This is a genomic window from Ruminococcus champanellensis 18P13 = JCM 17042 (assembly GCF_000210095.1).
GTDB classification, from domain to species: Bacteria; Bacillota; Clostridia; order Oscillospirales; family Ruminococcaceae; genus Ruminococcus_F; species Ruminococcus_F champanellensis.
The window spans coordinates 2,511,098-2,538,018 of record NC_021039.1; the positions used below are offsets into that span (position 1 = coordinate 2,511,098).

Annotated in this window: 27 protein-coding genes; 14 read left to right on the plus strand and 13 right to left on the minus strand. The window is 58.1% G+C overall.

Translation table 11 applies throughout. The annotated features are described in order from the left end of the window. Positions 1–7: 7 nt before the first annotated feature. The 10 genes from RUM_RS11480 to hflX are packed head-to-tail and all read left to right on the plus strand — an operon-like array spanning position 8 to position 6,880. Positions 8–937, plus strand: coding sequence for an ACP S-malonyltransferase (locus RUM_RS11480; protein ID WP_015559257.1), 930 nt, complete (start codon positions 8–10; stop codon positions 935–937). Then, the gene (locus RUM_RS11485) at positions 916–1,761 is read left to right on the plus strand and encodes a shikimate dehydrogenase family protein (RefSeq protein WP_015559258.1); all 846 of its coding nucleotides are present in this window, start codon (positions 916–918) and stop codon (positions 1,759–1,761) included. Before RUM_RS11480 ends, RUM_RS11485 begins: the two co-directional genes overlap by 22 nt. After that, positions 1,758–2,261, plus strand: a complete 504-nt coding sequence (locus RUM_RS11490; protein ID WP_015559259.1) for a shikimate kinase — start codon at positions 1,758–1,760, stop codon at positions 2,259–2,261. Before RUM_RS11485 ends, RUM_RS11490 begins: the two co-directional genes overlap by 4 nt. Next, positions 2,258–3,406: an amidohydrolase gene (locus RUM_RS11495; protein WP_015559260.1), complete on the plus strand. Its 1,149-nt coding sequence runs from the start codon at positions 2,258–2,260 to the stop codon at positions 3,404–3,406. Before RUM_RS11490 ends, RUM_RS11495 begins: the two co-directional genes overlap by 4 nt. Beyond that, positions 3,403–3,735: a hypothetical protein gene (locus RUM_RS11500; RefSeq protein WP_015559261.1), complete on the plus strand. Its 333-nt coding sequence runs from the start codon at positions 3,403–3,405 to the stop codon at positions 3,733–3,735. The genes RUM_RS11495 and RUM_RS11500 overlap by 4 nt, the downstream gene beginning before the upstream one ends. A 56-nt stretch (positions 3,736–3,791) precedes the next feature. After that, positions 3,792–4,136, plus strand: coding sequence for a hypothetical protein (locus RUM_RS11505; RefSeq protein ID WP_015559262.1), 345 nt, complete (start codon positions 3,792–3,794; stop codon positions 4,134–4,136). A 19-nt stretch (positions 4,137–4,155) separates the two neighbouring features. Next, positions 4,156–4,455 (plus strand): hypothetical protein, encoded by a 300-nt coding sequence (locus RUM_RS11510; RefSeq protein WP_015559263.1) that lies wholly within the window; start codon positions 4,156–4,158, stop codon positions 4,453–4,455. Further along, positions 4,452–4,907: a HEPN domain-containing protein gene (locus RUM_RS11515; RefSeq protein ID WP_015559264.1), complete on the plus strand. Its 456-nt coding sequence runs from the start codon at positions 4,452–4,454 to the stop codon at positions 4,905–4,907. The genes RUM_RS11510 and RUM_RS11515 overlap by 4 nt, the downstream gene beginning before the upstream one ends. Before the next feature lie 2 nt (positions 4,908–4,909). Then, positions 4,910–5,623 carry a purine-nucleoside phosphorylase gene (deoD, locus tag RUM_RS11520; RefSeq protein WP_015559265.1) on the plus strand — a complete coding sequence of 238 codons (714 nt, stop codon included), beginning with the start codon at positions 4,910–4,912 and terminating at the stop codon, positions 5,621–5,623. 3 nt (positions 5,624–5,626) lie between these two features. Then, positions 5,627–6,880, plus strand: coding sequence for a GTPase HflX (hflX, locus tag RUM_RS11525; RefSeq protein WP_015559266.1), 1,254 nt, complete (start codon positions 5,627–5,629; stop codon positions 6,878–6,880). 31 nt (positions 6,881–6,911) lie between these two features. Here the strand turns inward: hflX and RUM_RS12255 are convergent, their stop codons facing one another. After that, positions 6,912–8,003: a M15 family metallopeptidase gene (locus tag RUM_RS12255; protein WP_054685389.1), complete on the minus strand. Its 1,092-nt coding sequence runs from the start codon at positions 8,001–8,003 to the stop codon at positions 6,912–6,914. Between the two features lie 238 nt (positions 8,004–8,241). On the opposite strand from RUM_RS12255, the gene RUM_RS11535 reads away from it, so the two are divergent. From RUM_RS11535 to RUM_RS11545, 3 genes are all read left to right on the plus strand, one after another. Then, a complete protein-coding gene (locus tag RUM_RS11535) occupies positions 8,242–8,853 on the plus strand; it encodes a zinc ribbon domain-containing protein (RefSeq protein WP_015559268.1) in 612 nt (203 codons plus the stop codon). 112 nt (positions 8,854–8,965) lie between these two features. Further along, positions 8,966–9,454 carry a large-conductance mechanosensitive channel protein MscL gene (mscL, locus tag RUM_RS11540; protein WP_081460091.1) on the plus strand — a complete coding sequence of 163 codons (489 nt, stop codon included), beginning with the start codon at positions 8,966–8,968 and terminating at the stop codon, positions 9,452–9,454. 328 nt (positions 9,455–9,782) lie between these two features. Next, complete coding sequence (locus RUM_RS11545) at positions 9,783–10,037, plus strand: hypothetical protein (RefSeq protein WP_015559270.1); 255 nt, start codon at positions 9,783–9,785, stop codon at positions 10,035–10,037. 54 nt (positions 10,038–10,091) lie between these two features. Here RUM_RS11545 and RUM_RS11550 read toward each other — a convergent pair whose 3' ends face one another. The 7 genes from RUM_RS11550 to rny all read right to left on the minus strand — a co-directional run bounded on the left by RUM_RS11550 (position 10,092) and on the right by rny (position 18,160). After that, the gene (locus tag RUM_RS11550) at positions 10,092–12,035 is read right to left on the minus strand and encodes a GGDEF domain-containing protein (protein ID WP_015559271.1); all 1,944 of its coding nucleotides are present in this window, start codon (positions 12,033–12,035) and stop codon (positions 10,092–10,094) included. A gap of 228 nt (positions 12,036–12,263) precedes the next feature. Further along, the gene (locus tag RUM_RS11555) at positions 12,264–13,034 is read right to left on the minus strand and encodes an exodeoxyribonuclease III (RefSeq protein ID WP_015559272.1); all 771 of its coding nucleotides are present in this window, start codon (positions 13,032–13,034) and stop codon (positions 12,264–12,266) included. A gap of 12 nt (positions 13,035–13,046) precedes the next feature. Then, positions 13,047–13,841, minus strand: a complete 795-nt coding sequence (locus RUM_RS11560) for an amidohydrolase family protein (RefSeq protein ID WP_015559273.1) — start codon at positions 13,839–13,841, stop codon at positions 13,047–13,049. Positions 13,842–13,906: 65 nt separating this feature from the next. Next, entirely contained in the window at positions 13,907–14,545 is a 639-nt protein-coding gene (locus RUM_RS11565) for a DUF4352 domain-containing protein (protein WP_015559274.1), read from the minus strand. 214 nt (positions 14,546–14,759) lie between these two features. After that, positions 14,760–14,930, minus strand: a complete 171-nt coding sequence (locus RUM_RS11570; protein WP_015559275.1) for a DUF362 domain-containing protein — start codon at positions 14,928–14,930, stop codon at positions 14,760–14,762. Positions 14,931–15,044: 114 nt separating this feature from the next. Beyond that, the gene (locus RUM_RS11575; RefSeq protein ID WP_015559276.1) at positions 15,045–16,547 is read right to left on the minus strand and encodes an O-antigen ligase family protein; all 1,503 of its coding nucleotides are present in this window, start codon (positions 16,545–16,547) and stop codon (positions 15,045–15,047) included. Positions 16,548–16,603: 56 nt separating this feature from the next. Then, the gene (rny, locus tag RUM_RS11580) at positions 16,604–18,160 is read right to left on the minus strand and encodes a ribonuclease Y (RefSeq protein WP_041326837.1); all 1,557 of its coding nucleotides are present in this window, start codon (positions 18,158–18,160) and stop codon (positions 16,604–16,606) included. A gap of 932 nt (positions 18,161–19,092) precedes the next feature. Between rny and thrS the strand changes: the two genes are divergently transcribed. After that, positions 19,093–21,033 carry a threonine--tRNA ligase gene (thrS, locus tag RUM_RS11590; RefSeq protein ID WP_015559278.1) on the plus strand — a complete coding sequence of 647 codons (1,941 nt, stop codon included), beginning with the start codon at positions 19,093–19,095 and terminating at the stop codon, positions 21,031–21,033. A gap of 50 nt (positions 21,034–21,083) precedes the next feature. Here the strand turns inward: thrS and RUM_RS11595 are convergent, their stop codons facing one another. Genes RUM_RS11595 through gatC form a run of 5 tightly spaced genes read right to left on the minus strand, consistent with a single transcriptional unit; the run spans position 21,084 to position 26,595 of the window. Beyond that, positions 21,084–21,545 carry a hypothetical protein gene (locus RUM_RS11595; protein WP_041326433.1) on the minus strand — a complete coding sequence of 154 codons (462 nt, stop codon included), beginning with the start codon at positions 21,543–21,545 and terminating at the stop codon, positions 21,084–21,086. Between the two features lie 47 nt (positions 21,546–21,592). Next, on the minus strand, positions 21,593–23,383 hold the full coding sequence (gene aspS, locus RUM_RS11600) for an aspartate--tRNA ligase (RefSeq protein ID WP_015559279.1): 1,791 nt from the start codon (positions 23,381–23,383) through the stop codon (positions 21,593–21,595). Between the two features lie 24 nt (positions 23,384–23,407). Next, on the minus strand, positions 23,408–24,832 hold the full coding sequence (gene gatB / locus RUM_RS11605; protein WP_015559280.1) for an Asp-tRNA(Asn)/Glu-tRNA(Gln) amidotransferase subunit GatB: 1,425 nt from the start codon (positions 24,830–24,832) through the stop codon (positions 23,408–23,410). Beyond that, positions 24,829–26,295, minus strand: coding sequence for an Asp-tRNA(Asn)/Glu-tRNA(Gln) amidotransferase subunit GatA (gene gatA / locus RUM_RS11610; protein WP_015559281.1), 1,467 nt, complete (start codon positions 26,293–26,295; stop codon positions 24,829–24,831). The genes gatB and gatA overlap by 4 nt, the downstream gene beginning before the upstream one ends. Positions 26,296–26,316: 21 nt before the next feature. Beyond that, positions 26,317–26,595, minus strand: coding sequence for an Asp-tRNA(Asn)/Glu-tRNA(Gln) amidotransferase subunit GatC (gatC, locus tag RUM_RS11615; protein ID WP_015559282.1), 279 nt, complete (start codon positions 26,593–26,595; stop codon positions 26,317–26,319). Positions 26,596–26,921: the final 326 nt, after the last annotated feature.

Genomic DNA, 26,921 nt, shown 5'->3' on the forward strand with positions numbered 1-26,921 from the left:
TCTACTTATGAAAAACGTATTACTTTTCACCGGCCAGGGCAGCCAGTTTTCCGGCATGGGAGCGGCGCTTGCCGCCATGCTGCCGGAGGCGTCCGCCATTTACGAGGCGGGCAGTGACATTCTGGGCTTTGATCTGAAAAAAATGTGCCTGGAGGGGGAGGATGCAGTTCTGGCGGAAACCTGCCACGCACAGCCTGCCATTTACGCCACGGAGCTGATCTGCCTGGAGGCGCTGAAGGCGCGGGGCATTGCCTGCGAAGGAGTATGCGGCCACTCTCTGGGGGAATACGCTGCCATGACCGCCTGCGGCATGCTGACGGCGGAAAACGGTTTCCGGGCGCTGAAGATCCGGGCGCAAGCCATGGATGAAGCGGCAAAGTCCCAGGACAGCGGCATGTACGCCATTCTCCGGATGCCGGCGGAGCGCATCGGGGAAATCTGCGCCCAGACCCCGGGCTATGTGGTACCGGTGAATTTCAACTCCCCGGCACAGACCGTCATCGCCGGCGAGCGGCAGGCAGTGGACGCTGCCGCAAAGGCATGCGCAGCGGAAAAGGCAAGAGCCGTGCCCCTGGCGGTGGCGGCTGCCTTCCACAGCAAGCTGATGCAACCGGCAGCGGACGCCATTGCCGCAGCCTTTACCGCCATCCCCTTTGCGCCTCCCACCGTCCCCTTCTACACCAATCTCACCGGAGAACCTCTGGCGGAGGGCACGGATATGGCACAGTACTGCGCAAAGCACTGCGTCAGCCCGGTTCGCTTTGCCCAGGAATTGCAGAACCTGCATGCCGCCGGGTTTGATACCTACATTGAGCTTGGCCCCAAGAAGGTGCTCACCTCCTTTGTGAAGCAGACTCTGAAGGACGTGGACATGCACACCGTCACCGACCCGGATTCGCTGGAGGAAACTGTAACATGTCTGAAGCATACGGACTGATCGGGCATCCCCTGGGGCATTCCATGTCCCCCTTCCTGCACAAGGCGCTGTTTGCCCTTGGTGGGAAGGATGCCTCCTACCGGCTGCTGGATCTTGCCCCGGAAACCATGGAGCAGCAGGTACAGGATATGACCGGCTACCTGGGCTGGAACGTGACCATACCTTATAAGGAGCGGATCATTCCCCTGCTGGATCGGCTGGATCCATCCGCCGCCCGATACAACGCTGTCAACTGCGTTCGCCGGGAGCCGGACGGCACCCTGACCGGATACAACACGGACTGCACCGGCTTTCTCCACGCTGTCCGGGACTTTTCCCTGGGAGGCAGGGTGCTGCTGCTGGGCTGCGGCGGTGCCGGGAGAATGATGGCGACGGAGGCTGCCACGGCGGGGGCGCAGCTGACCATTGGGGTGCGGAATCCGGAAAAGCCGGAGCTGACCGCCCTCGCCGCCCATCTGCGAAAAGCATACCCGGCGGCTGGTGTGCAGCTTTTGCCCTTCGGGGAGATCTCCGGGGACTTTGATCTGCTGCTCAATTCCACTCCCGTGGGTATGTTCCCTCACACAGAGGGCTGTCCGGTGCCGGATGCGGTGATCCGCCGGTGCGGCGCCGTCTTTGATGCCATTTACAACCCGGAGCAGACCCGGCTCATGGAGCTTGCCCGGCAAGCAGGCATCCCCACAGTGGGCGGCATGGACATGCTGGTGCAGCAGGCGGCATGCGCCCAGGAGATCTGGTACGGGGCGCAGTTTTCGGAAGCCGACCTTGCCGCATTGACCCGACAGGCACAGGCACAGCTTGCCCGGCAGGAGGCGCACCCATGAAGGACAATATTTACCTCTGCGGCTTTATGGGCTGCGGCAAATCCACCGTGGGACGGGTACTGGCGCAGCAGCTCCACTGTCCCTTTATTGATCTGGACGACCTGATCGTTGCCAAAATGGGCATGCGGATCCCGGATATCTTCCAGCAGAAGGGAGAATCGTTTTTCCGGAATCTGGAGCATTTTCTGCTTCAGGATGTGAGCCGGGGACAGCGTGGCTCGGTGATCGCATGCGGCGGCGGCACCCTGGTGTTTGAGGCAAACGCCCAGCTTGCCCACTGCTACGGCAAGATCGTACTGCTGAATGTGCCCTTCTCCATGTGCTACGACCGGATCCACAGTGACCCCAACCGCCCCATTGCACTCTCCAGCACACGCAAGGAGCTTTTACGTCTATACCGGCTCCGGTACAAGCGATACCACGACCATGCGGATCTGGTGATCCCGGTGCTGCCCAAGGACACCCCGGAACAGATTGCAGAAAGGATTCGGATCGAATGAAGCTGTATCACGCACATATTTACCCCATGGATCGGGAACCCATCGAAAACGGCTGGGTGTCCATTCAGGACGGAAAGATCACGGAACTGGGACAGGGGGAGATCGTTCCCGGCCCGGAGGATCGGGATCTGGCAGGAGGCATGCTGCTGCCGGGCTTTGTGGACGCCCACACCCATCTGGGCATCATCGAAAACGGCATCGGCTTTGAGGGGGACGACTGCAACGAGGCAAGCGACCCCTTCACCCCCCAGCTCCGTGCCATTGACGGCATCAACCCCATGGATCGATGCTTTGCAGAGGCACGGCGTCGGGGCATCACCGCTGTGCTCAGCTCTCCGGGCAGTGCCAACGCCTGCGGCGGACAAATTGCCGCCATCAAGACGGCGGGACGGCGAATCGACAGCATGCTGATCCGCACTGCCGGGGTGAAATTCGCCCTGGGTGAAAACCCCAAGTCCGTATACAACGACCGGGACGAGACCCCCATTACCCGGATGGCAACGGCGGCGCTGATCCGGGAGGGGCTGGCGGCTGCACGGCGGTATCGCTCCGACCTTGCCGCCCATGAAGCGGATCCGGAAAACCTGGACGCACCGGAATTTGATGCCAAGCACGAGGCGCTGCTGCCCCTGCTCCGGGGAGAATGCAAGGCTTTCTTCCACTGCCACCGGGCGGACGATATGTTCACCGCCCTGCGGATTGCAAAGGAATTTTCTCTGGATCCGGTGCTGATACACGGCACGGAGGGGCATCTGATCGCCGACCTGCTGGCACCGGAAAAAACCGGGGTCATCATCGGCCCCCTGCTGTGCGACCGGTGCAAGCCGGAGCTGAACCATGCAGAGCTGCACAACGGCGCAGCGCTGCACCGGAACGGGGTGCCCATCGCCATTTGCACGGATCATCCGGAGGTGCCCCTCCAGTACCTGCCCCTGTCGGCGGCAGCGGCGGTGAAGGGCGGTCTGCCCTACGATGCTGCACTGTATGCCATTACCCTGGGGGCGGCAAAGCTGGCAGGCATTGACGACCGGGTGGGCAGCATCACCCCCGGAAAGGATGCGGATCTGCAATGCTACCGGCAGGATCCCCTGGGCTTTCTCACCGAGCCGGAATGGGTCATGATCGACGGGGAGATAGTCCCATGATCGCCGTGATCTTCTGGAGCCTGCCGGGGCTGTTCATGCTGGGGCTGACCGTCTGTCTGCTCCATGACGCCCAAGCCGGCACGGTGATCCACAACGACGGCATTCAGATCACAGTACGCACCAGGGGCGACCGGATCCGGCAGCTGCCGGTGGCACGGGTAAACGGCGACCGACCCTACATTGCCATCGGCAAGGAGATCACGGTGCTGCCGGAGGTCATGCGGCGCTGGAACCTGCACTACTCCCTGCTCCCGAAGCGCAGTCTGGTACTGTGGACGGTATGCATCGCCCTGATATTCCTGGGCTGCGCCGTGGGCAGTATATTTTAAGGCGGCATCACACACAGATTGTGCAGTGTTGCCATAATTGAAAAAGAGGTGACGCTATGCTCGGCGTAATATTCTGGGAAGTGCTGGGGCTGTTCGTGCTGGGGATCACCCTGTACCTGCTGGCAGTCGCCAAACCCGGCACCGTAATTGACAACGACGGGATCCAGCTTACTGTCCGCACCAGGGACGGCAGCATCTGGTATCTGCCCGTGGCACAGACAGACGGCTCCCGCCCCTATATTGCCATCGGCAGGCAGGTCGTGGTGATGTCTGCAAAAACGACCCGGCGGAAGAATACCTATGTACTGATACCCAAGTGGAAGCTGCTGCTGTCGGGTCTGGCAACAGCCCTGCTGTTTCTGATTGTGGGCGTTTGCGTCTATACCCAAAGATTTCTATAAACTGAAAGGAGTGCTGAGGATGCATCCGGAAATTCAAACTGTCGCAAATGAAATCGGGAACATTTGTTCCCCCAAGCACATCTATCTGGTAAGCCGCAAGGAGGACACCGCCGGGACGCTGGTCAGCTTCAAGCTGGCACTGGTGGTATCCGATAAGGTGGAGAGCATTTCCGAGCTGGAATGCGCCCTGTACGCCAAGGTGGACTGCGACTATCCCTTCGACCTGGTGCTGTACCGGGAAAGCGAGTGGAACACCCTTTGCGCCGATCAGCGCACCTTTGCCTGGAAGATCGCCCAGACCGGGAGTGTGCTGCTATGAGCCGGGGGTATCGGGACAATGACAGCAAGCGGTATTTCGACTGGCTGTATTACGCCAATATCGACCTGCTTGCGGCAAACGAGCTGATCGACCAGCCCCTGTGCTACAACACGGTGGCGTTCCACTGTCAGCAGGCCATTGAAAAGGCGATCAAGGGCTACCTGCTGTACCGGCGGCACAGATTATACGACGGACACAACCTGCCCTGGCTGTGCAAGCAGGCCATGCAGGAGGATCCCCACTTCGGACAGTGGCTGGATCGTGCCTCCATGCTGAACCGGTTCTACATTGAAGCCAGGTACCCGGCAGACTTCCTGCTGCGGCTGGATGAGGAAACCGTCATGCGGGTTCTGACGGAGACGGCGGAAATGTCCCGGTTCATTATGAAACTGGTGCATTTCGACTTTGCAAGCTATCGCTATCAGGGCGCACCTGCCCGAAAGGAGGAATAAACATGGCGACACCCCACAATCAGGCAAATCCGGGAGAGATCGCACCCCGGATGCTGATGCCCGGAGATCCCCTGCGGGCGCAGTTTATCGCAGAACAGTATCTGGAGCATCCGGTGTGCTACAACCGGGTGCGGAATATGCTGGGCTTTACGGGCACTTATAAGGGCGTTCCCGTATCCGTCCAGGGCAGCGGCATGGGCATGCCCTCCATCGGCATCTACTCCTATGAGCTGTTCCACACCTACAACGTACAGAAAATCATCCGGGTAGGCACCGCCGGCGGCATCGCTCCCCAGGTGCAGCTCCGGGACATTGTGCTGGGACAGGGTGCATGCACCAACAGCAGCTATGCAAGCCAGTACGGGCTCCCCGGCACCTATGCGCCCATCGGGGATTTTGCCCTGCTGGAGGCTGCCGCAGCCCATGCCCGGCAGCTGAACCTGCACTGGCATGTGGGAAACCTGCTGTCCAGCGATACCTTCTACGACGACAGCAATTCCACCGCCCAGTGGCAGAAAATGAACGTACTGGCAGTGGAAATGGAGGCTGCCGCCCTGTATATGAACGCCGCCCGTGCCGGGAAGCAGGCCCTGTGCATCGCCACCGTGTCGGATCTGCCGCTGACGGGGGCATCCACCAGTGCCCAGGAGCGGCAGGAGAGCTTTACCGCCATGATGGAGCTGGCGCTGGAAGCCATCATTACCGAAGGAGACTGATCCATGATCGAAACGGAAGCAAAACGCCCCCGGGTGCTGCTGGCAGCGGTGGATACGGGAGAGTATGACGCAGAGCAGTCCCTGGATGAGCTGGAGGAACTGGCGGACACTGCCGGAGCGGACACTGCCGCCCGGATCGTCCAGAAGCGTCCCGCCTTTGACAGCGCCACCTGCATCGGCCCGGGACGGCTGGAGGAAATGGCGCAGCTGTGCCAGTCCGGGGATATCGACCAGATCATTTTTGACCATGAGCTGACCGCCACCCAGATCCGGAACATTGAGGATGCCTGCGGCGTGCATACCATTGACCGTACCATGCTGATCCTGGACATTTTCGCCCAGCGTGCCACCACCCATGAGGGACGGCTCCAGGTGGAGCTTGCCCAGCAGCGGTACCGGCTGCCCCGGCTGGCAGGCATGGGCATCCAGCTATCCCGGCTGGGAGGCGGCATCGGCACCAGAGGCCCCGGCGAAACCAAGCTGGAAACCGACAAACGGCATATCCGCACCCGGATCTCCAACCTGTCGGCGGAGCTGAAGGAGATCGAAAAACGCCGCACCTATGCCCGGAGCCGCCGGAAGAAGGACGGCGTACTGGTGTGCGCCATTGTGGGGTATACCAACGTGGGGAAATCCACCCTGCTGAACCTGCTGACGGATGCAGGGGTACTGGCGGAAAACAAGCTGTTCGCCACTTTGGAAACCACCTCCCGTGCCATCGAACTGCCGGACGGCAGAAGCCTGATGCTGGTGGATACGGTGGGACTGATCCGGCGGCTGCCCCACCACCTGGTGGAGGCGTTCAAATCCACCCTGGAGGAGGCTGCCAATGCGGACGTGATCCTGCATATCTGCGACGCTTCTGCGGAAAACTGCGAGGAACAGGCACAGGTCACTCTGGATCTGCTGTCGGAACTGGGCTGTGACGGGATCCCGGTGGTCACTGTGTTCAACAAGTGCGACCTGCTGCCGGAGGAACTGGCATTCGCCCCGGAAACCCGGAATGCAGTGCTGATCTCCGCCAAGGAGAACCGGGGCATGGATCAGCTGCTGGCGGCACTGGCAAAGGCGCTGCCGGATCCTGCACGGCGCATGCGGCTATTGCTCCCCTTCTCCCAGGGCAGTCTGCTGAACGAGATCCGCAGCAGCGGCAAGCTGTTCTCGGAGGAATACACCCCGGATGGGGTACTGGTGGACGCTATGGTGGATGTGCGGCTGCAAAAGGCAGCAGCGCCTTATGAAACAGAAAAAGCGTGATGCAAAAGCATCACGCTTTCTTTTGTTGGAATCATTCCGCCGGGGTATCTGCCGGGTCGGTGGGCTCCTCCGTGGCAGGCTCCGTGGCAACGGAGGTGCTGCCCGTATCCTTCAGCTCCACCGTCACAATAAAGGCATCCTGATTGTTGCCGGAAATGGTATAGTCCAGATCCGCCGGCACCGGCACGGAGGTGGAGGTATTGGTCAGATCCGCCGGCACAGTGTAGACCTCATACTGCTTGCCATCCCCGGTCTGGAGCTTCAGATGCTCCCCTTCGTAGGTGTAATTGTACAGCTGCCGGATGTATTCCTCCAGGCACAGCTTCTGCTCCATCATATAGGTGGCATGGGGGATGCCCACATACCGGTAGTGACCGGTTTCCGCCCCGATGCCGGTCTCGGATTCCTTGGATGCCTGGTACCGGGGGATAAACCCATACTCGGCGCAGTGCTCGTCCACCCAGGCGTAATCCCCTTCCCCGGTGAACTCCTCGGAATACTTGCTGTAGAACAGGTTCACGTTCAAGGCAAGCCCGGTCTGATGCTCGGAATAGCCGGGCTTGGACACGTTGCCGGACGCCTTGTTCTTGTTGTACAGCTCCTGCTGCATCTCCTCCGTCCGATAGCCGGTGACCACCTGGATATTGTCCAGACCGGTGGCTGCCCGGAAATCGTTCATCAGCTTGTTCCATGCCACCACGCAGCGCTTGCGCAGCTGTAACTCAATGGAGCTGACGTAGTAGGCGTCGTTCTTGTTGTCGTATATGCTGACCAGCTCGTCCGTGTCCTGACCCTCGGTATACTTCACATCGTTGTTCACCAGGATCAGATCCCCCGCCTGCAAAGCGGTGTTGGCAATGTTCTCACTGCTGTAGATCACTGCGTTGGGGTCGTTGGGAGACGCTGTGGGCGTGGTGACCACCACCTGGCTGTCCCCGGCGTTCTGCCCCTTGATATCCTGAAAGGAATTGTTGATCTTGGTCAGCCCGTAGGCAGCCCCCAGCACGACTACCATGCTCAATACCAGGGTAATGAACCCCTTGGGGGACTTCCGCAGCTCCTTTGCATTTGTTCCTGTGTATGCGTCCATATTGATCGTGGCGTTGCCACTGGCTCCTTTCACGGCATGCAGCCTGTTTTGCGGGCATGTGCACATGTATCAGATCTTATTATACCACACCAGCCGCAAAAAGGGGATAGTTTTTTGCCGAATTGTACGTTTTACACAAAAAATTATAACAGGTTCTGTGTTTTTAGATGAATTTGTATGAAATCCATTGCGTTCTGCCTATAGAAGTGCTAGAATAAAAATAGTAAGTTGCATTTGTCCAAGGGCATAGGACGCAGATGGGGGGATTCATATGAAATGTCCAAACTGTGGGGATACCGTTTCGAGAAAAAGCCGGTTCTGTGTATGCTGCGGATATGATCTGTCCCGGCCGGCAGAGCAGCAGCCTGCGCCGCCCCCTGCCCCCAAGCCCCAGAAGACCGCAAAGCCCATCTCACCGGAGGATTTCTTTGCAGATCTGAACCCCAAGCGGAAGCCGGTACAGATGAACGAGGTCACCGCTGCCCAGACCCAGGCGCTGGCGCCCATCGAGCCAAACCCGGTGCATCACAACACACGGATGGGCAGTGCCCCGGCGGCAGACGGCAAACAGCTTGCCCCCAACACCAACCCCTTCGGCAGGCACCGGACGATGCAGGGGGCGGGACAGGCGGATCCGGCACAACTGCAAGCTCATGTGCAGGAACCCAGCCGGGTGCGGATGCAGGAAGCCTCCGGCTCCGACAGCTTCAACAATCAGCCTGCCCGGCGCAAGGCACAGGTCACCATGTCCGACGATCTGCACCCGGTGGAGGCTCTGCCCTCCCATCGGGATGAACTGGGCACAATCGACATTTCCGGCTATCAGCGAGGACGGCAAAACCACAAAATTTCGTTGGAAATACCAAGCATCGAGTCGATTTAAGGCGAATTTTTGTAGGATTCTTTGGTGCAATCGGGACGGATTTGTGCTATAATGAGGGTGTCGAATTATGAAGGGCAGATTTCCTACCCGAAAAAGAAAGAAGGACTTCATCATGGCAGAAACCAACGCACCTGCACCGCAGACTCCTGCACCGCAGACTCCCCAGCCTGCCCAGAAGGTCAAGACCGCATCGGACAGTGCCCGCTCCATCCTCAAGGAATTCAAGGATTTCATTTCCCGGGGCAACGTACTGGATATGGCAGTCGGCATCATCGTCGGCGGCGCCTTCACCTCCATCGTCTCCTCCCTGGTTGACGACCTGCTGATGCCGCTGATCGGCACCCTGTTGGTGGGCATCAACTTCAAGAGCCTGGGCGTGACCATCCCCTGGGGCAATCACCCCTACCTGAACTTCGGCAGCTTCATTCAGCAAGTCATCGTATTCCTGCTGACTGCGGCTTGTGTATTCACCCTGGTCAAGACCGTCAACAAGATCACCCACAAGCAGAAGGCAGCGCCACCGGCACCGCCCAAGCCCACCAAGGAGCAGGAGCTTCTTACCGAGATCCGGGATCTGTTGAAGGCACAAGCAGAAAAATAAACCGTAAACCATCCGTCGGGGCATCCCGGCGGATCTTTTTTGCCCTTCTTCCGCCCATTTCCGGACATTTCCCGGCTGTACCAGGGGGTTTCTGTCATAATCCAATGTGAAATTACATCAAGTATTATCCCCTTTCAACAGCCGGAATGGGGCATACCTGCGTGGTTTTCCAACTTTTCAACGAAGTTTTCCACACGCAGAACCGGGCTTTTCCACTGTTTCCACAGAGTTTTCCACAGACCATCCGGGACAAATTTATTACATGCCGTATATGGCGGCGTCCCCCTGTCCATACTTTCACCAAACAACCAGGCAGGAGGAATGTTGCATGCTCAAGGGTGTCAACCGAAAAGTGGTGGAGATCCACAACCCGGAAAGCCTTTATTTTGAAAAAGCCGTTTTTTATCTTAAGCCCAATCTGACCCAGGTGCCCATGGCGCTGCTCACCGCCGAGGCACGCCATTGTCTGCATCCGGCTGCCTCCCCCGGGGCGCACCGCTCTCCGGCACGCAGGGCGGTGCTGTGGCTGCTGCTGTTGGCAGGGGCAGGGGCGGCTGGCTTCCTGCTCCGGGGCTTGTTCTGACCAAAAACCCCCAATCTGTACAGACCGGGGGCTGCTTTTATATGGCAATATCGTTCAGGACGCATGGCTCTCCCTTGGCTCGCCCCGAACGCACTTGCGCCGGAGCTTTTCCGAATACATCCGGTCGTCCGCCAGCTTCATGAGCTGATCCAGATCCAGTTCCTGGGTGTTGGATTCCAGCACCGTGCCGCAGCTTGCGCCGAACTGGTAAGGACGCAGCTTCTGCTGATTCAGACTGTGGAGCCGATTGGCGAGCCGCTGTGCAAAGGTGCGACAGCCGTCCTCCTCCGGATCCTCCGTAATGATGGCAGCCAGGTATTCGTCCCCGCCGAACCGGGCGCAAAAGCCGTTTTTCCCGGCGCAGCTGACAATGGCATCCGCCACGGTCTTGATGGCGAAATCCCCTTCCTGGTGACCGAAGGTGTCGTTGATGTACTTCAGGCTGTCCATATCCACGGATGCCACATACACCCAGCTTTCCCGATCCCCGCAGGCGGCACGGCGACGATCCATCTCCTGGAAGAAACCACGCCGATTCAGAAGCCCGGTCATGGAATCGTGTATATACATGTTGGCAAGCTCCTGGTTGGTTTCCGTCAGGATCCGGTTCATACACCGGAGGATGGACTGATTGCGGATGGTACTGAGGATCTGATCCAGACCCATCACAAAGGTGTACAGATAATTATGCTGCAAATTGTGGGGGTCATACACTGTGACCAGATAGCCGAACACGTCGTTCTGGTCATGCAGCGGTACAAACAGCACCGGTGCCTGGAAGAAATACGCCCGTTCCGGATCCGCCAGCTGCTGCCGGAAGGGATACCGGGTCATGGGCGTGGTGTACTCCGTGCTGTCCCGCTGTGCCAGTACAAACATATCGTCCTTCTGGCAGTCCGGGGGCACCGCCACGTCACAGTCACGCAGGTACCCCCCATTCAGGCACAGCTGCATGTAAGCCGTGGACATGTTCAGAAAATACTCTCCCAACCGTTCTGCGGTCTCCATCAGGGTGCTGCCGTCCGTCAGTGTACCGATCATGCTGAAGATCCGGAATTCAAACTCTCTGGTTTCTTCCATTTGCCCATAGATCTGCATGAGCATATGACTGCTGTTGTGAAAATTCATTTTCCGGCAGCCGCAGGACTCGGAAAAGCGCACCTGGTTATGGACATAATAATCCTGGGACGGCAGCTGCTCCCCTGCAATGAGCTTTGCGGCAATCTCCATCGTCAGCCAGCTGCAATGGGGCTGATCCTGGGCGCCAGTGGTGAGCCGGGGAGAATGGTACTGCTCCTTGGCGATGCCGTCAAAGCCGGTGACGATCACGTCCTCCGGCACCCGGATGTTGTTCTGGTACATGATCTCGCACACTGCCATTGCCATGGTGTCGTTGGCGCAGATGATCGCCTCCGGCAGACCCTGCTCCAGCAGTTCCCTGGCGGCAACATAGGCAGGCCACTCCCAGAAATCCCCGTACTTCAGCAGCGTGGGGTCAAAGGGGATGCCGAACTCCTCCAGAGCATCCTTGTACACCTGGATCCGGGCTTCGGAAAAGGGATTCCCCTTGAATCCGGCAACAAACGCCACCCGGCGACAGTGATGCACCTGGAACACATGGCGCACCACCTGGGAAAAGGGCTTTTCGTATTCATACAGCACGTTGTAGCAGCCGGGAATCTGCTGGTCGATGCTGATGACCGGCACCTTTGCCTGCTTGGCACGGTCAATCAGCTCAAGCACTGTTCGCTCATCCAGAATGGTCTGGGGCAGGACGATCAGCACCGACAGCAGCTCCATCTGCAGCACATTCAGAACGCTCTTTTCCCCTTCATCCCGTTTCCGGTGAAAAAACAAATCGTTATACATATTATATATCTGTACCCGGAAGCCCCGGTCATGAGCCTCCTGGCAAATCCGCTGCATCAGATCCGAACGGGTCGCATCCTGGATCTTTGCGAGACAGATCCCCACCATCGGCTTTTGGTTTTCTCTCATCTTCGCTCCTCCCGCAGGCTTCTGCACCCCGCAAAAGCCCCTCCCAGTTGCTGTGCAATCCTTCCCGGACTGCTGCAAAGCCGGATGCGTCCCGACTCCGCATTTGACTCTCTGTATTATCAGTATAGCATCACACCCCCCATTTTGCAAGAGTTTCTGTAAACTTTCGCCGAAAATTCAGGAAAAATTAAAAAAAGAGCGGCAAAATATCGCCGCTCAGTATAATTATTATGCTTCTGTACGAAGTCCATGCACCAGCAATCCCACCGGGCAGTGGTCGCTTCCCAGCACGTCCTTGTAGATCAGGCTGTCCTGCACCAGGGGAGCGATCCGGTTGGATACGATGAAATAGTCGATGCGCCACCCGGCGTTCTTCTCCCGGGCGTGGAACATGTAGGACCACCAGGTGTATGCCCCGGCAGTGTCCGGATACAACAGCCGGAAGGTATCCGTAAAACCGCTGTCCAGCAGGGTGGAGAGCCGCCCCCGCTCCTCGTCCGTAAAGCCGGCATTCCGCCGGTTGGACTTGGGATTTTTCAAATCGATCTCCCGGTGCGCCACGTTCAGATCACCGCAGTAGATCACCGGTTTCCTGGCGTCCAGCCCCAACAGGTACTGCCGCAGGGCATCCTCCCACTCCATCCGGTAATCCAGCCGCAGCAGCTCCCGCTTGGAGTTGGGCACATAGGCATTCACCAGGTAAAAATCCGGATACTCCAACGTCAGCACCCGTCCCTCTCCGTTGTGCGCCGGAAGCCCGAAGTCCCGCTGCACGGACAGGGGGATGTGCTTGGTGAATACCGCCGTGCCGGAGTAGCCCTTTTTGTCCGCATAATGCCAGTATTGATTGTAGCCGGGCAGCTCCAGCTGAATCTGCCCCGCCTGAAGCTTGGTTTCCTGGATGCAGAAAAAGTCCGCATCCTCCTGGGCAAAAAATGCCTCAAAGCCCTTTTCCCGGCATGCCCGCAAGCCGTTTACGTTCCATGAGATCAGTTTCATTCCGTCCTCCTGTCAGTGCTGCGCCAGCAGCTCCAATGCATTCTCCCAGTCGATCCGGCTCCGCTGCGCCGGGGTCAGGGCAAAGTCGTCCATGATCCGGTGGATCTTCACCGGGCTGTCCCAGGGGCAATCGCTGGCAAAGAGGATCCGCTCCGCCCCATGTCGCTGCACGATCCGCTCAAACTGACCTGGGTCAATAGAATGGCTGGCAAACGCCGTGTCCAGATACACATTCTTCCTGCCCACCAGCAGCCGCTCCGCTTCATCCCACTGCAGCACGCCTCCCAGATGGGCAGCGATCAGGGTCAGCTCCGGCACCGCCTCGGCAATTCGTGCCAGTGCCTCCGGAGAAGCATGCCGCACCTGGGGAGAAACCGGGTCAAACCCGGCATGAAACAGCACCGGCAGCCCTAGCTGGGCGCACCGCCGATAAATGGGCAGCATTCTTGGCTCATCCGCAAAGAAGCCCTGATAATCCGGATGCAGCTTGATGCCGTGAAGCCCCAGCTGCCGGATCCGCTCCAGCTCCTCCAGCACATCCGGCGCATCCGGATGCACACTGCCGTAGCAGTACAGGGTCTCGTCCTGCTGCTGCGCCGCCCAGTCGTTGATGATGGTCTGCTGGGTGGGCTTGGTGGCGATGGGCAGAACCACGCCCTTGTCCACGCCCCATTCCTGTAGCCGCCGGCGCAGCCCCTCCGCCGTACCGTCCGTTTCCGGGATCAGATCCGCCTTTCCGGCGACCTGCCCGATGGCACGGGCGGCGATCTTCTCGGCAAAGGCGTGTACATGGAAATCGACCAGCATGAAAAAGCCTCCTCATAGCCTAAAAAAGCGGAACGCTTGCTGCATTCCGCTTTGTGTCCTGTGGATCACCCGGCGATATGCTGAATATCCTCCGGCTTGATCTCGAAATCAATGGTATCATTGGAGTAGTACTTGTAGGGGGTGTAGATCAGCTTCAGACCCTTCCGCTCGGAGGGAACCTCCAGCGCTACCACGAAGGAGATCTTCTCCCCTGCTGCCACCTGCTGGTGAACCAGCTTTCTGCCGGTGTTTGCGTAATATTTGGTTGCCTGGGAGTTTGCCAGTGCGGAATGTCCCACATCGGTGACAGTACCGTCCACATCCGTGGAGAAATGGGTCAGATAACTGAGATCCAGCACCTTGCCGGAATTGTTGGTCAAATTCATCTCCACAAACAGGATCTCCGTTTTGTTTTCGTTTTTGTTGGTGAACTTGTCCAGTGCCTTGACAGCCTCCACCTCTACCTGGAGCTTTTCCTGCTTCTCGGTGTTGTTGTATTCAGCCGGCTTGCCCACCTGTGCATCGACCACCGCACCCTTGACGGATTCGGAGATCCGATCCTCCGGCGCCGGAACAGGAACCACATACTCGGTGCTCTCCGGCACGGTATTGCTGCTGCTGTCGTTGTTGCAGCCTGCTGCCAGGGGGGATAGCATACACAAAGCAGCCAGCGTGATGGCTGCACCTTTACGGAACTGGAACATAAGAGTTTCCTCCTTATATGTTATACATCATATTTCAGAATATACGCACAAAGCCGTCAGACAGACCTTGTGCAAGATTGCACAAATTATTATATCACAAAAGCCGCCGCTTTGCAAGTCCTTTTTCGGAGATCCTGCATAAGGATGCCCAAAACGACAAACAGCGTCTGCGGAAAGCATAGCCTCCTGCAAACGCTGTCCTCCAAGGGGACGATCAGCCTGCGCTCGGAGCGGATACCGGGCAGACACCGGCGCAAGCGCCGCACTCGATGCAGGTATCAGCGTCAATCACATACTTGCTGTCGCCAGCGGAAATTGCGCTTACGGGACATTCGCTCTCGCAAGCACCGCACATGATGCAATCATCAGAAATTACGTATGCCATTCTAAATACACCTCCATTACATATTCAGCGCCGGGATCCTCCGGCACCGCTACCTATATTGTAACACATTTTTCGCAAAAAGCAAGTGTTTTTTTCAGGCAGGCGGACATTGCCTCAATCCTCCTGGACGCCGCCGCAGCTAAGCCCCAGCAGCATCCAGAAAACCGGAGTCACCGGCAGGGCGGAAATGCCGCACACCGCCGTCAGCAGATAGCCCCCTGCCCCCAGCAGCACCGCCAGTCCCAGGGGTGCCTTCCCCTTCCGGTATGCCTTTGCACCCCGGAGCAAGGACACTGCCGCCAGCGCCAGATACAACAGCAGTGCCGGGATCCCCCGGGTGGCTGCCTGGTACAGATAGTCGTTGTAGGGATCGTCCACAATGTTCAGATTCTGGATGATGGTATAGCTGGAGCGCAACTGGGCATAAATGTAATTATCCGCACCGGTACCCAGCAGGGGATACTTGGCAATGGTCTGGGCCGCCTGCTTCCACATATAGGGATAGATGCTCAGAGGCTGCTCCAGGTCGAACTTCCCCTGGGCATCCTGCCGGGAGTACTGACCGCACACATCGTTCCGGTACGCCCCATCCAGGAACACAATGGAGCCGTCCTGCAAATGATAGCCGGCGGACAGGGGGGTATCCGCATCAGAGGACAGGAACTTGCTGCCGTTGAGCAAAGGCGCAGCACAGGCTGTGCCGAAGCCGATGCCGGCGCACAGCACCATTGCCGCCAGGGGCTTGACCGGCTTGCATGCTCCCTTCCGCAGCCCCAGCACCAAGCCGGTCACCAGCACTGCGCCCAGTCCCACCAGTCCTGCCAGGCATTGGGTTCGGGGCAGGAAGAACAGGAACACCGCCGCCGCAATGGTGTAATAGAGCCGGCGCTTCTTCTCCCGGCTGTACAGTGCCATGCACACCGCCAGCATCCCCAGCATGGTCAGCAGCATGGCGAACGCCGCCGGGTTGGAGGACAAGCCGCTGGGCAGGTACACATCCACCAGCAGCCGGGGGAACATATGGTCGTAGCTGGAGGGCAGCCGGATGGGCAGGATCTGGAACAGGGCAAACAGGCACTGTGCCAGTCCGTATCCGGTGATCCAGAGCCCCAGCTTTTCCGCCTCTTTGCGGTGCAGCTGGGAGCAGATCACGAAGAATGCACCGTAGAACAGCAGTGCCAGCACGCCCCGTCCCCGCCCCTCCATGCCGATGAGGGCAACGGTGGTGTCGAAGGACAGCAGGGCGGAAATATACCCCAGGATCAGGATGCTGCACAGGAGTGCTGCCGGCAGTGCCGCCCGTTTCGGGTCAAACTGCTTCTTGATGAGGGCGATGAAAGCAAAGATCAGGGCAAGCACGCCTCCCACCGCAAACATGGAGGACACGCTCCGCAAAATCAGCACCAGATAGGCAAGCACGCCCCTGGTGCCCCCGTCGCTGATGGCTTCCGACAGGCTGCCGTATACGTCCTGGGTCAGCTCCGTCAGCAGCATACTGCCGGTCAGCAGGATCATTGCCAGCATGCACACCCGGCAGGACAGCTGCCGCAGCCGCTCCGGCTTCAGATTTACAATAAAGTTGGAACGCTCCGAACTGTGAAACAAGGTTTTCGCCATAAACATGCTCCTTTACAGAAAACCCCCACGCATTGCTGCGCAGGGGTTGGTATGCGTTATTTTGCGTATTCGACTGCCCGGCTTTCCCGGATGATGTTGACCTTGATCTGACCCGGGTATTCCATTTCGTCCTCGATCTGCTTGGCGATCTGCCGTGCCACCAGAACCATCTTCTCGTCGTTGATGACCTCCGGCTGTACCATGATCCGGATCTCTCTGCCCGCCTGGACAGCGTAGCTTTTCTCCACGCCCTCGTAGCTCTGACAGATTTCCTCCAGCTTCTGGAGCCGCTTGATGTAGTTCTCGTAGTTTTCGCTTCTTGCCGCAGGCCGTGCCGCAGAAATGGCGTCCGCCGCCTGTACGATGCAGGCAATGACGGTTCTGGGCTCTACGTCGTTGTGATGGGCCTCGATGGCGTGAATAACCTCCGGGCTTTCCTTATACCGGCGGCATACATCCACACCGATCTGCACATGGGAGCCTTCGATCTCGGAGGTCAGCGCCTTGCCGATATCGTGGAGCAGTCCCGCACGCCGTGCCAGGGTAGCGTCCACACCCAGCTCGGAGGCAAGGATGCCGGACAACTGCGCCACTTCGATGCTGTGGTTCAGCACATTCTGCCGGTAGCTGGTTCTGTACCGGAGTCTGCCGATGAGCTTTACCAGCTCGCTGTTCAGTCCGTGTACATTGGTTTCCAGGATGGCACGCTCGCCCTCCTGCTTGATCTTGTATTCCACCTCACGCCGTGCCTTATCCACCATTTCCTCGATGCGGGTGGGATGGATCCGGCCGTCGCTGATGAGCTTCTCCAGAGCGATCCGGGCAACCTCCCGGCGCACATGGTCAAAGCAGGACAGGGTGATAGCCTCCGGGGTATCGTCAATGATGAGATCTACTCCGGTGAGGGTTTCCAGCGTCCGGATGTTCCTGCCCTCCCGTCCGATGATGCGGCCCTTCATTTCGTCATTGGGCAGTGCCACCACGGAAACCGCCGCTTCGGACACCTGCTCCGCCGCACATTTTGCAATGGCAAGGGCAATGTAGTTCCGTGCCTTCTCGTCGCACTCGTCCTTGATCTGCTGTTCGTAGCTGGTGACCTTCAGCGCCTTTTCGTGTACCAGGTCATCCTCCAGCATATTGAGCATGTATTCCTTTGCCTGTTCCCGGGTCAGCTCGGAAATGCGCTCCAGCATATCCATTTCACTTTTCTTGAGGGTCTCCGCCTCCTTGAGCCGATCCTCCGCCGCCCGGATCTTGTTCTGGAGCTGTTCTTCCTTCCGCTCCAGGTTGTCGTTCTTCCGGTCGAGATTTTCTTCCTTTTGCTGGATGCGACGCTCCTGCCGGGAGATCTCTCCCCGGCGATCCTTGATCTCCCGCTCCGCCTCCGAGCGCAGCTTGTAGATCTCGTCCTTCGCTTCCACCAACGCCGCCTTTTTCCGGCTGTCCGCATCCTTTCCTGCGTCCTCCAGAATGCGCTCCGCTTCCTTCTCCGCAGAGCCGATCACGCTTTCCGCCTCACGCCGGCGGTATGCGATGCCCTGCTTGAAGAAAATGAACCCGGAAATCGCTGCACCGACGATCAGCGCTGCCACGCCGGTCAGCACTGTGATCATGGTTTCATCCACGTTGTACCGTCCTCCTTCATTCAGTCTGATTCTGACTATCACTTCACTAAGGCGGACAATGTCACCGTATTTTTATTCATTTGTGTATACTGCGCCCGTGCGCACAAAGAGAACATCTGTTCTCTGATTCAGAATTGGGGGCTGATTCGCCGTTGATTCCATATTTATACTGACCGGCAGAGCCGGCACAAATAAAAGTACAGCCACATAGCCTGTGCCGTAGCTTACGGGATGGGGCGCATCCCGGAAAAGTCATTTGCAAATATATCCTATCAAACCGGTCTGGGATCATGCCGCCGGCTCATAGATTGCAACATTATTATTTTATAACTTTTCAACCTGCTTGTCAAGGGCAATCCCCCACAAAGAGCCCTCCCGGCACAGGACTGAACGGATTTCAGCATTTTATACAATCCCCCTGCGCATTTTCAGAGGATTCCCCCTTGTTTTTGTGCAGTGTGCCAAAAAGCCCCTCTGCCGCCCCGGATGCTCCCAGCCGGAGGACAAAATTTTTTTCGCCCCGGCGATTGACAAATCCGGCGGCTTGTGCTAGTATAATCTTGTATGAAACAATATCGTGGAAAACCATGACGGAGGATGGCAGATCCCACCGTGCGTCATACAGAGAGCACCGTCCCGGCTGCAAGCGGTGCTGGCGCAGAGATGCTGCATACCGCCTCTACCAGTGTGCCTAACCGGCAACGGGCGCTCCCGTTACAGAGCATCCAAAGGCAGTCTATGACTGTGAACCAGGGTGGAACCGCGACTTGTCGCCCCTTATGCAACCGCATAGGGGGCGTTTTTGTTTGAGAGGGGGTGATCCGCACGCTGTTCCGTGACAGAAGCCTGTCCCCGTGCGGTATGACCGCCCGGACAGACGCAATCCGATAACATCATCAACTGAAAGGAAGTATTTTGCTATGATCGAACTGACACTGAAGGACGGCAGTATCCGTCAGGCTGAAGCTGGTCAATCCGCCGCCGAGGTCATCAAGGGCATCGGCATGGGGCTGTACAAGGCTGCATGCTGCGTCAAAATCAACGGGGAGGTCAAGGATCTGCGGACAGTGCTCACCGAGAACTGCTCCTTTGAGGTCATGACCTTTGACTCCATCGAGGGTAAGAAGGCATTCTGGCACACCGCCTCCCACATTCTGGCGCAAGCCGTAAAGCGGCTGTACCCGGAAGCAAAGCTTGCCATCGGCCCCGCCATCGACAACGGATTCTACTACGACTTTGACGTGGAGAAGCCCTTTACCGCCGATGAACTGGTGAAGATCGAGGCGGAAATGAAGCAGATCGTCAAGGAGGGCATCCCCCTGGAGCAGTTTGAGCTGCCCCCGGCAGAGGCGCTCAAGAAGCTGGAAGAAATGGGTGAGCCTTACAAGGTAGAGCTGTGCAGCGAGCATGCAGGCAAGGGAGAGCCCATCTCCTTCTACAAGCAGGGGGATTTCACCGACCTGTGCGCAGGGCCTCATCTGATGACCACCGCTCCGGTGAAGGCGTTCAAGCTGCTGTCCTGCACCGGCGCATACTGGAGAGGCTCCGAAAAGAACAAGATGCTGTCCCGGATCTACGGTACCGCATACCCCAAGGCTGCGGAACTGGAGGCATACCTCAAGCAACTGGAGGAAGCCAAGCTGCGGGATCACAACAAGCTGGGCAGAGAGCTGGAGCTGTTCACCACCGTGGACTGCATCGGTCAGGGTCTGCCCATCATGTTGCCCAAGGGCGCAAGAGTCATCCAGCTACTGCAGCGCTTTGTGGAGGATGAGGAGCAGCGCCGGGGCTACCTGCTGACCAAGACCCCTCTGATGGCAAAGAGCGACCTGTACAAGATCTCCGGCCACTGGGATCACTACAAGGAAGGCATGTTCGTACTGGGGGACGAGGAGAAGGACAAGGAGGTATTTGCCCTGCGTCCCATGACCTGTCCCTTCCAGTACCAGGTATTCCTGAACCGTCCCCGTTCCTACCGGGATCTGCCCATGCGGTTGGGCGAGACCTCTACCCTGTTCCGGAACGAGGACAGCGGCGAGATGCACGGTCTGATCCGGGTACGGCAGTTTACCATTTCCGAGGGACATCTGATCCTTCGTCCGGAGCAGTTGGAGGATGAGTTCCGGGGCTGTCTGGAGCTTGCCAACTACATGCTCACCACCCTGGGTCTGGCGGATGATGTGACCTACCGGTTCTCCCAGTGGGATCCCAACAACACGGAAAAGTATATCGGCACCCCGGAGCAGTGGGACGAGGCACAGGGCGCTATGAAGAAGATCCTGGATCACCTGGGCATCCACTACACCATCGGCATTGACGAGGCTGCCTTCTACGGGCCCAAGCTGGATATCCAGATCAAGAACGTACACGGCAAGGAGGACACCCTCATCACCATCCAGATCGACCAGATGCTGGCGCAGCTGTTCGGCATGGAATACACCGACGTGGACGGCACCAAGCGCCGCCCCTACATCATTCACCGGACATCTCTGGGCTGCTATGAGCGTACCCTTGCCCTGCTGATCGAAAAGTACGCCGGTGCATTCCCCCTGTGGCTGGCACCGGAACAGGTCAAGCTGATCCCCATTGCAGACCGGCACATGGACTACACCCTGGAGCTCGCAAGAAAGCTGGAGGCTGCGGGCATGCGCATCACCGTGGACGACCGGGCAGAGAAGGTGGGCTACAAGATCCGGCAGGCAGTGCTGGAGAAGGTGCCCTACATGCTCACCATCGGAGACAACGAGGTGGAGAGCAAGACCGTATCCGTCCGCTCCCGCCGGGACGGGGATCTGGGCAGCATGACCCAGGACGCCCTGCTGGCAAAGCTGGTGGAAGAAGTTGCCACCAAGAAAATCTGAGGCGCTATCATAAAACAAACCCGTCCGGGCATACCGGGCGGGTTTTTGTGCTATGCGATGGAATCAATATACCGCACTGCTTCTATGTACCGTTTGAGCTTCATAAACGCAGTGTTTTTTCTGTCCGCATCCCTTTTCACATACTGTTTAAAGACGTAGGTTTTTCCAGCTGTACGAATGCGCATCACATAGATATAATGATGCACAATCATGGGTATCCCCTCCTCATGGCTGTAAATCTTGATTTCCAGACCCATGATGGCATCGATGGGGATCCGCTTTGTACCGTGATACAGATCCTGTATCGCCACTGTTTCCTGGTTGCAATAGATCCTGCCGGGAAATCCGGACAGCACACAAGGCACAAGCAGCAGGAGCAGAGGATACCAGAACACGCACTGCAACCGGTATCCAAGCATAAAGAAGGACAGAACCCCCACAACAATACAGCCGTAATCGATCACCTTCGGCACCATGGGTCTATATCGATCCTCGTAAATCTCCTGGTTCATGGTTCCTCCATCCAAAACAGGGGCATCCTTCCGGATGCCCCGCTTGCTTATTCTGATTTTTCCTGGTTCTTCAGATCCTGGGGGCGCTGCCGCACCTTGATGTGTACCTCACGTAGCTGCTGCTCCGTAACCTGGGTGGGGGCACCCAGCAGCAGATCCTGGGCGTTGGAGTTCAGCGGGAAGGCAATGACCTCCCGGATGCTCTCCTCGTCCAGCAGCAGCATGATCATCCGGTCAATGCCGAACGCCATACCTGCATGGGGGGGCGCACCAAACTTGAATGCGCTGTACAGAGCGCCGAACTTGGCTGCCACATCCTCCTCCGTGTAGCCAGCAATCTCAAACGCCTTCACCATCACCTCCGGGTCATGGTTCCGGACTGCGCCGGACGCCAGCTCCACCCCGTTGCACACCACATCATACTGGTATGCCAGCACATCGCAGGGGTTCTTGGTGTTCAGAGCCTCCAGCTCACCCTGGGGCATGGAGAAGGGGTTGTGGGTGAAGATGGGCTTGCCGGTTTCCTCGTCCTCCTCGTACATGGGAAAGTCCACGATCCAGCAGATCTCGAACCGGTCGTTGTCGATCAGACCCATCCGGTTTGCAACCTCCGTGCGGATCTGTCCGGCAAATTTCTCCGCATTCTTCTTGCTGTCCGCGATAAAGTACAGCACATCCCCGGGCTCCAGCTCTGCACGGCGCTTGATCTCCTCCCGGGAGGCATCCGTCAGGAACTTGTCAATAGGGCCCAGGAAGGACATGTTCTCGTCCACCTTCACATAGCCCAGTCCCTTCATGCCGATGGACAGGGCGTACTCCTCCATGCTCTTGAAGAAGGTCTTGGACTTTTCACCCATCTTAGGCACCCGGATGCCCCGGACGGTCTTGTTGGAGAAGGGCTTGAAGTCGCTGCCCACGAACTGATCGGACAGGTCGATGATGAACAGCGGATTCCGCAGATCCGGCTTGTCGGAGCCGTACTTCAGCATGGCATCCGCATAGGTGATCCGGGGGAAGGGACCCTTGGTGAAGGGCTTGTTGCTGAATTTCTCGATGATGGCGGGGAAAACCTCCTCCGCAACGGCAAATACTTCCTCCTGGGTGGCAAAGGACATTTCCAGGTCAAGCTGGTAGAACTCGCCGGGGGTACGATCCGCTCTTGCGTCCTCGTCCCGGAAGCAGGGAGCAAGCTGGAAGTATTTATCAAAGCCGGACACCATGTACAACTGCTTGAAGATCTGGGGTGCCTGGGGCAGGGCATAGAACTTGCCGTGATGCTTCCGGCTGGGGATCAGATAGTCCCGTGCCCCCTCCGGGGAGGAGGTGGAAAGGATGGGGGTCTGAAGCTCCAAAAAACCCAGACTGGTCATCTTCTCCCGCATAAAGGACATAATGTTGGAACGGAATACGATGTTCTGATGCACCCGGTGGTTCCGCATATCCAAAAACCGGTACCGCAGCCGGATATCCTCGCCGGATTCCCGGGAGGAGGGCACCTCAAAGGGCAGGGGCACCGTAACCTTTCCCAGGATCTCCAGGGTCTGTGCCACGATCTCCACCGTACCGGTTGCGATCTTGTCATTGTAGGTGGACGCATCCCGCTTGACCACCTGTCCGCTGACGGAAACGGCGCTTTCCTTGTTCACGCCCTCCAGCAGACCCTCGTTCTGCTGCATGGTGATCTGCACAATGCCGTAGTGATCCCGCAGGTCGATGAACTTGATGCCCCCGTGATCCCGGATGTTCTCCACCCAGCCGGATACCCGGACGGTCTTGCCGATCTCCCCTTCGCCGATCATGCTGGTGAGATGATCCCGATAACGATTTGCTAAAAACATCTTCTCAATACCTTTCCTTCCCTATCAGCCTTTCAGCTTCTTTTCCAACAGCTCTTTGATGGCCTTGGGTGTGGCAGAGCCCTTCAGCGCTCTGTTTGCCTGTCCCATCAAAAATCCGAATACCTTCTGTTCCCCGTTCCGGTACTGCTCCACCGGCCCCGGATTGTCCGCCAGCAGCTTGTCGATGACGGATTCCGCCAGCCCCAGATCCTCCCGGATCCACAGATTCTCCTCCTCGGCGATCTGATCCGCCGTCTTGCCGGTTTCCAGCATACTCCGGAGGATATCCTTCATATTGCTCTTGTTGATCTTGTCGGTTTCCCCAAGCTCCACCAGCCGTGCCAGCGCAGGCCCGTCAAAGGGCAGGGTTCCCATATCCGCTTCTCCCAGATTGATCCGGCGCATCAGCTCCACCAGAATGAAGGAAGCGATGGCTTTGGGGTTGGGATAGCTTGCGGCGGCCGCATCGAAAAAGTCGCTGATGCGCTTGTCGCCGAGCAGGGTCTCCGCCTCGTTCTTGGCGATGCCCCACTCAAGATACCGGGCAAGCCGCTGCTCCGGCATTTCCGGCAGGCTTGCCCGGATCTCCTCCAGCTCCTGCTCGGTAAAGATGATGGGGGGAATGTCCGGATCCGGGAAGTACCGGTAATCGTGCGCATCCTCCTTGGAACGCATGGCAGTGGTTTCCCCGGTGCTGTCGCTGAACCGGCGGGTCTCCTGATGCACCCTGCCGCCGGATTCCAGAATCTCCGTCTGCCGGTAGATCTCGTAATCAATGGCTCTGCCGATTGCCTTCACGGAGTTCAGATTCTTGATCTCCGCCCGGGTACCCAGGGGCGCACCCGGCTCTGCCAGGGAAATGTTCACATCGCACCGGAGGGAGCCCTGCTCCATCTTGCCGTCGCATACGCCGGCGTACTGGAGTAGCTGCCGGATCTTTTCCACAAAGGCGGTTACGTCCTCTGCGCTGTGGAAATCCGGCTCGGTGACGATCTCGATCAGCGGGATGCCGCACCGGTTATAATCCGCCAGGCTCACATGGGCAGCTTCATCGTGCACCAGCTTGCCTGCGTCCTCCTCCAGGTGGATCCGGTTGATGCGGATCACCTTGTCCTCCCCGTTCACCCGGATGTCCACATGGCCGTTCAGACACACGGGACGTGGCATCTGGGAGATCTGGTACGCCTTGGGCAGATCCGGGTAGAAATAGTTCTTCCGGTCCCACTTGGTGAACCGGGAAATGTCGCAGTTCATGGTATAGCCTGCCTTGACGATGTATTCCACCGCCTTCCGGTTCAGAATGGGCAGGGTACCGGGCAGTCCGGAGCATACCGGACAGCAGCGGGAATTGGGCTCGCCGCCGAATTCCGCAGAACAGGTGCAGAACACCTTGGATTTGGTCAGAAGCTCGGCGTGGATCTCCAGGCCGATGGTGGGGTACAATCTCATTTTGCCGCTCCTCCCTCCGGCTTTGCCGGGATCACAGTAAAGCCCTGCTCGAATGCGTCAGCCGCCTGGATGATGGTAGCCTCGTCAAAGCGTCTGCCGATCAAGGACATGCCGATGGGCATCCCCGTCCTGCTATAACCGCAGGTGGTGCTGATGGCAGGCAGGCAGGCAATATTCACCGTCACCGTGCAGATATCTCCGGTGTACATCTTCACCGGGTCATGCTCCTGCTTGCCGATGGGGTATGCCACCGTAGGCGCCGTGGGGGTGAGAATGATATCGGCGTTCTGGAAGATCCGGTCATATTCCTTGATGAAATCCTGCTTGAGGGCAAGGGCTTTCCGGTAGTAAGCGTCGTAATAGCCGCTGGACAGGGCATAGTTCCCCAGCAGGATCCGGCGCTTGACCTCGTCCCCGAAGCCTCTGCTCCGGCTGTCCCGGATCATTTTATCAAAGCTGTTTCCCTCGCCCCGGAGGCCGTATTTGATGCCGTCAAACCGGGCAAGGTTGGATGCCGCCTCCGCAGAGGCGATCAGGTAGTATGCGGCAACCGCATACTTCAGGGTGGAAATGGAGCAATCCACCAGCTCCGCCCCCATGGACTGATATTCCCTGGCAGCAGCCAGAACCGCTTCCTTGACCTCATCGTCCACAGCGTCCCCGAAAAATTCCTTGGGCAGGGCGATTTTCAGCCCCTTCAGAGACTTGCCGACTTTTTCGTTGAAATCCGGCACTGACTGGGGCGCAGAGGTGGCATCGTGGGGATCCTGTCCCGCAATGGCGGACAGCACCGTGCCGCAGTCCCGGGCGCACCGGGCGATGGGGCCGATCTGATCCAGCGAGCTGGCGAATGCCACCAGACCATACCGGGACACTCTGCCGTAGGTGGGCTTTAAGCCGGTGACGCCGCAGAAGGATGCAGGCTGCCGGATGGATCCACCCGTATCCGAACCCAAAGCAGCGGCGCACAGCCCTGCGCTGACCGCTGCCGCACTGCCGCCGGAGGAGCCTCCGGGCACACAGCTTGTGTCATAGGGGTTCCGGGTCTTGGCAAAGGCGCTGGTCTGGTTGGAGCTGCCCATGGCAAACTCGTCCATGCTTGCCTTGCCCAGCATGATATAATTCTGCGCCTTCAGCTTTTCCACAACCGTTGCGTCATAGGGGGGCACGAAATCCTCCAGCATCCGGGAGGAACAGGTGGTGCGTACCCCGTCGGTGCAAAGATTGTCCTTCATAGCCATGGGGATGCCCGTCAAGGGCGCAGCATTGCCTGCATCGATCCGGGCCTGCGCCTGTTCCGCCTGGGCGTGCGCCTCCTCCGGGGTCACGGTGATATAGGACAGCAGACTGCCATCCACTGCACGGATCCGCTCCAGATACGCATCCGTCAGTTCAGCAGCGCTGATGCTTTTGCTGTCCAGAAGCTGCCGCAACTGGGTCAGCGTGGTGTTCTGTAAATCCATCTTTCCAATCCCTTTCCGGTGTTATTCCATCATTTTCGGCACTACATAGCAGTCATCCCGGGGCTGGGTATTCTGCTGAAGCCGGGCGGTATCGTAGGAGGGCTGTGCCACATCCTCCCGCAGTGCCTGGTAGGGGATCTCGTTGTGATCCTGGGTATCGTCGTAGGTCACGTCATATTCCTTGATCTGATCCATCAGCGCAATGATATCGTCCATCTGGGCGATCACCGCATCCTGCTGTTCCTCTGTGAAATCGAGCTTGGAAAGCTCACACAGATGGGCAAGCGTTGTTTTATCCATAAAGCCGTTCCTTTCCCCGGCAGCATCCGGTCTGCCGTGCCTGTCAAAGGCATCATATTCTGTATTATTATACTACAAAACCCGGCGTATTGCAAGGGGTTTTGGGGCAGCGGGGCGGGTTTCTTTTCTTTTGTGCTGGGGATGCAAAGTAGGAGTTTATCGAAGTGACCATTTGGTTGCGGCTTGTCTTTGATGCTCTGCGTGCGCCGCTTATTCCGTACCGTTCTGCTTTTGGTGACCATTTGTTTGTGTGCGTTTTCTGATAGTCTGCGTGCTTGGCACACGCAGTACCGTCTTACCGATGTCTTGGGAAAATTTGTGCTGCT

Coding starts and splice junctions, on each gene's coding strand:
- thrS (WP_015559278.1), top strand. CDS start 19,093: ATGATCGAACTGACACTGAAGGACGGCAGTATCCGTCAGGCTGAAGCT.
- rny (WP_041326837.1), bottom strand. CDS start 18,160: ATGATCACAGTGCTGACCGGCGTGGCAGCGCTGATCGTCGGTGCAGCG.
- RUM_RS11550 (WP_015559271.1), bottom strand. CDS start 12,035: ATGAGAGAAAACCAAAAGCCGATGGTGGGGATCTGTCTCGCAAAGATC.
- RUM_RS11495 (WP_015559260.1), top strand. CDS start 2,258: ATGAAGCTGTATCACGCACATATTTACCCCATGGATCGGGAACCCATC.
- aspS (WP_015559279.1), bottom strand. CDS start 23,383: ATGTTTTTAGCAAATCGTTATCGGGATCATCTCACCAGCATGATCGGC.
- deoD (WP_015559265.1), top strand. CDS start 4,910: ATGGCGACACCCCACAATCAGGCAAATCCGGGAGAGATCGCACCCCGG.
- gatA (WP_015559281.1), bottom strand. CDS start 26,295: ATGGATTTACAGAACACCACGCTGACCCAGTTGCGGCAGCTTCTGGAC.
- RUM_RS11575 (WP_015559276.1), bottom strand. CDS start 16,547: ATGGCGAAAACCTTGTTTCACAGTTCGGAGCGTTCCAACTTTATTGTA.
- RUM_RS11515 (WP_015559264.1), top strand. CDS start 4,452: ATGAGCCGGGGGTATCGGGACAATGACAGCAAGCGGTATTTCGACTGG.
- mscL (WP_081460091.1), top strand. CDS start 8,966: ATGGCAGAAACCAACGCACCTGCACCGCAGACTCCTGCACCGCAGACT.
- RUM_RS11555 (WP_015559272.1), bottom strand. CDS start 13,034: ATGAAACTGATCTCATGGAACGTAAACGGCTTGCGGGCATGCCGGGAA.
- RUM_RS11570 (WP_015559275.1), bottom strand. CDS start 14,930: ATGGCATACGTAATTTCTGATGATTGCATCATGTGCGGTGCTTGCGAG.
- RUM_RS11500 (WP_015559261.1), top strand. CDS start 3,403: ATGATCGCCGTGATCTTCTGGAGCCTGCCGGGGCTGTTCATGCTGGGG.
- RUM_RS11565 (WP_015559274.1), bottom strand. CDS start 14,545: ATGTTCCAGTTCCGTAAAGGTGCAGCCATCACGCTGGCTGCTTTGTGT.
- RUM_RS11560 (WP_015559273.1), bottom strand. CDS start 13,841: ATGCTGGTCGATTTCCATGTACACGCCTTTGCCGAGAAGATCGCCGCC.
- gatC (WP_015559282.1), bottom strand. CDS start 26,595: ATGGATAAAACAACGCTTGCCCATCTGTGTGAGCTTTCCAAGCTCGAT.
- RUM_RS11480 (WP_015559257.1), top strand. CDS start 8: ATGAAAAACGTATTACTTTTCACCGGCCAGGGCAGCCAGTTTTCCGGC.
- RUM_RS11595 (WP_041326433.1), bottom strand. CDS start 21,545: ATGAACCAGGAGATTTACGAGGATCGATATAGACCCATGGTGCCGAAG.
- RUM_RS11490 (WP_015559259.1), top strand. CDS start 1,758: ATGAAGGACAATATTTACCTCTGCGGCTTTATGGGCTGCGGCAAATCC.
- RUM_RS11510 (WP_015559263.1), top strand. CDS start 4,156: ATGCATCCGGAAATTCAAACTGTCGCAAATGAAATCGGGAACATTTGT.
- RUM_RS11505 (WP_015559262.1), top strand. CDS start 3,792: ATGCTCGGCGTAATATTCTGGGAAGTGCTGGGGCTGTTCGTGCTGGGG.
- hflX (WP_015559266.1), top strand. CDS start 5,627: ATGATCGAAACGGAAGCAAAACGCCCCCGGGTGCTGCTGGCAGCGGTG.
- gatB (WP_015559280.1), bottom strand. CDS start 24,832: ATGAGATTGTACCCCACCATCGGCCTGGAGATCCACGCCGAGCTTCTG.
- RUM_RS11545 (WP_015559270.1), top strand. CDS start 9,783: ATGCTCAAGGGTGTCAACCGAAAAGTGGTGGAGATCCACAACCCGGAA.
- RUM_RS11485 (WP_015559258.1), top strand. CDS start 916: ATGTCTGAAGCATACGGACTGATCGGGCATCCCCTGGGGCATTCCATG.
- RUM_RS11535 (WP_015559268.1), top strand. CDS start 8,242: ATGAAATGTCCAAACTGTGGGGATACCGTTTCGAGAAAAAGCCGGTTC.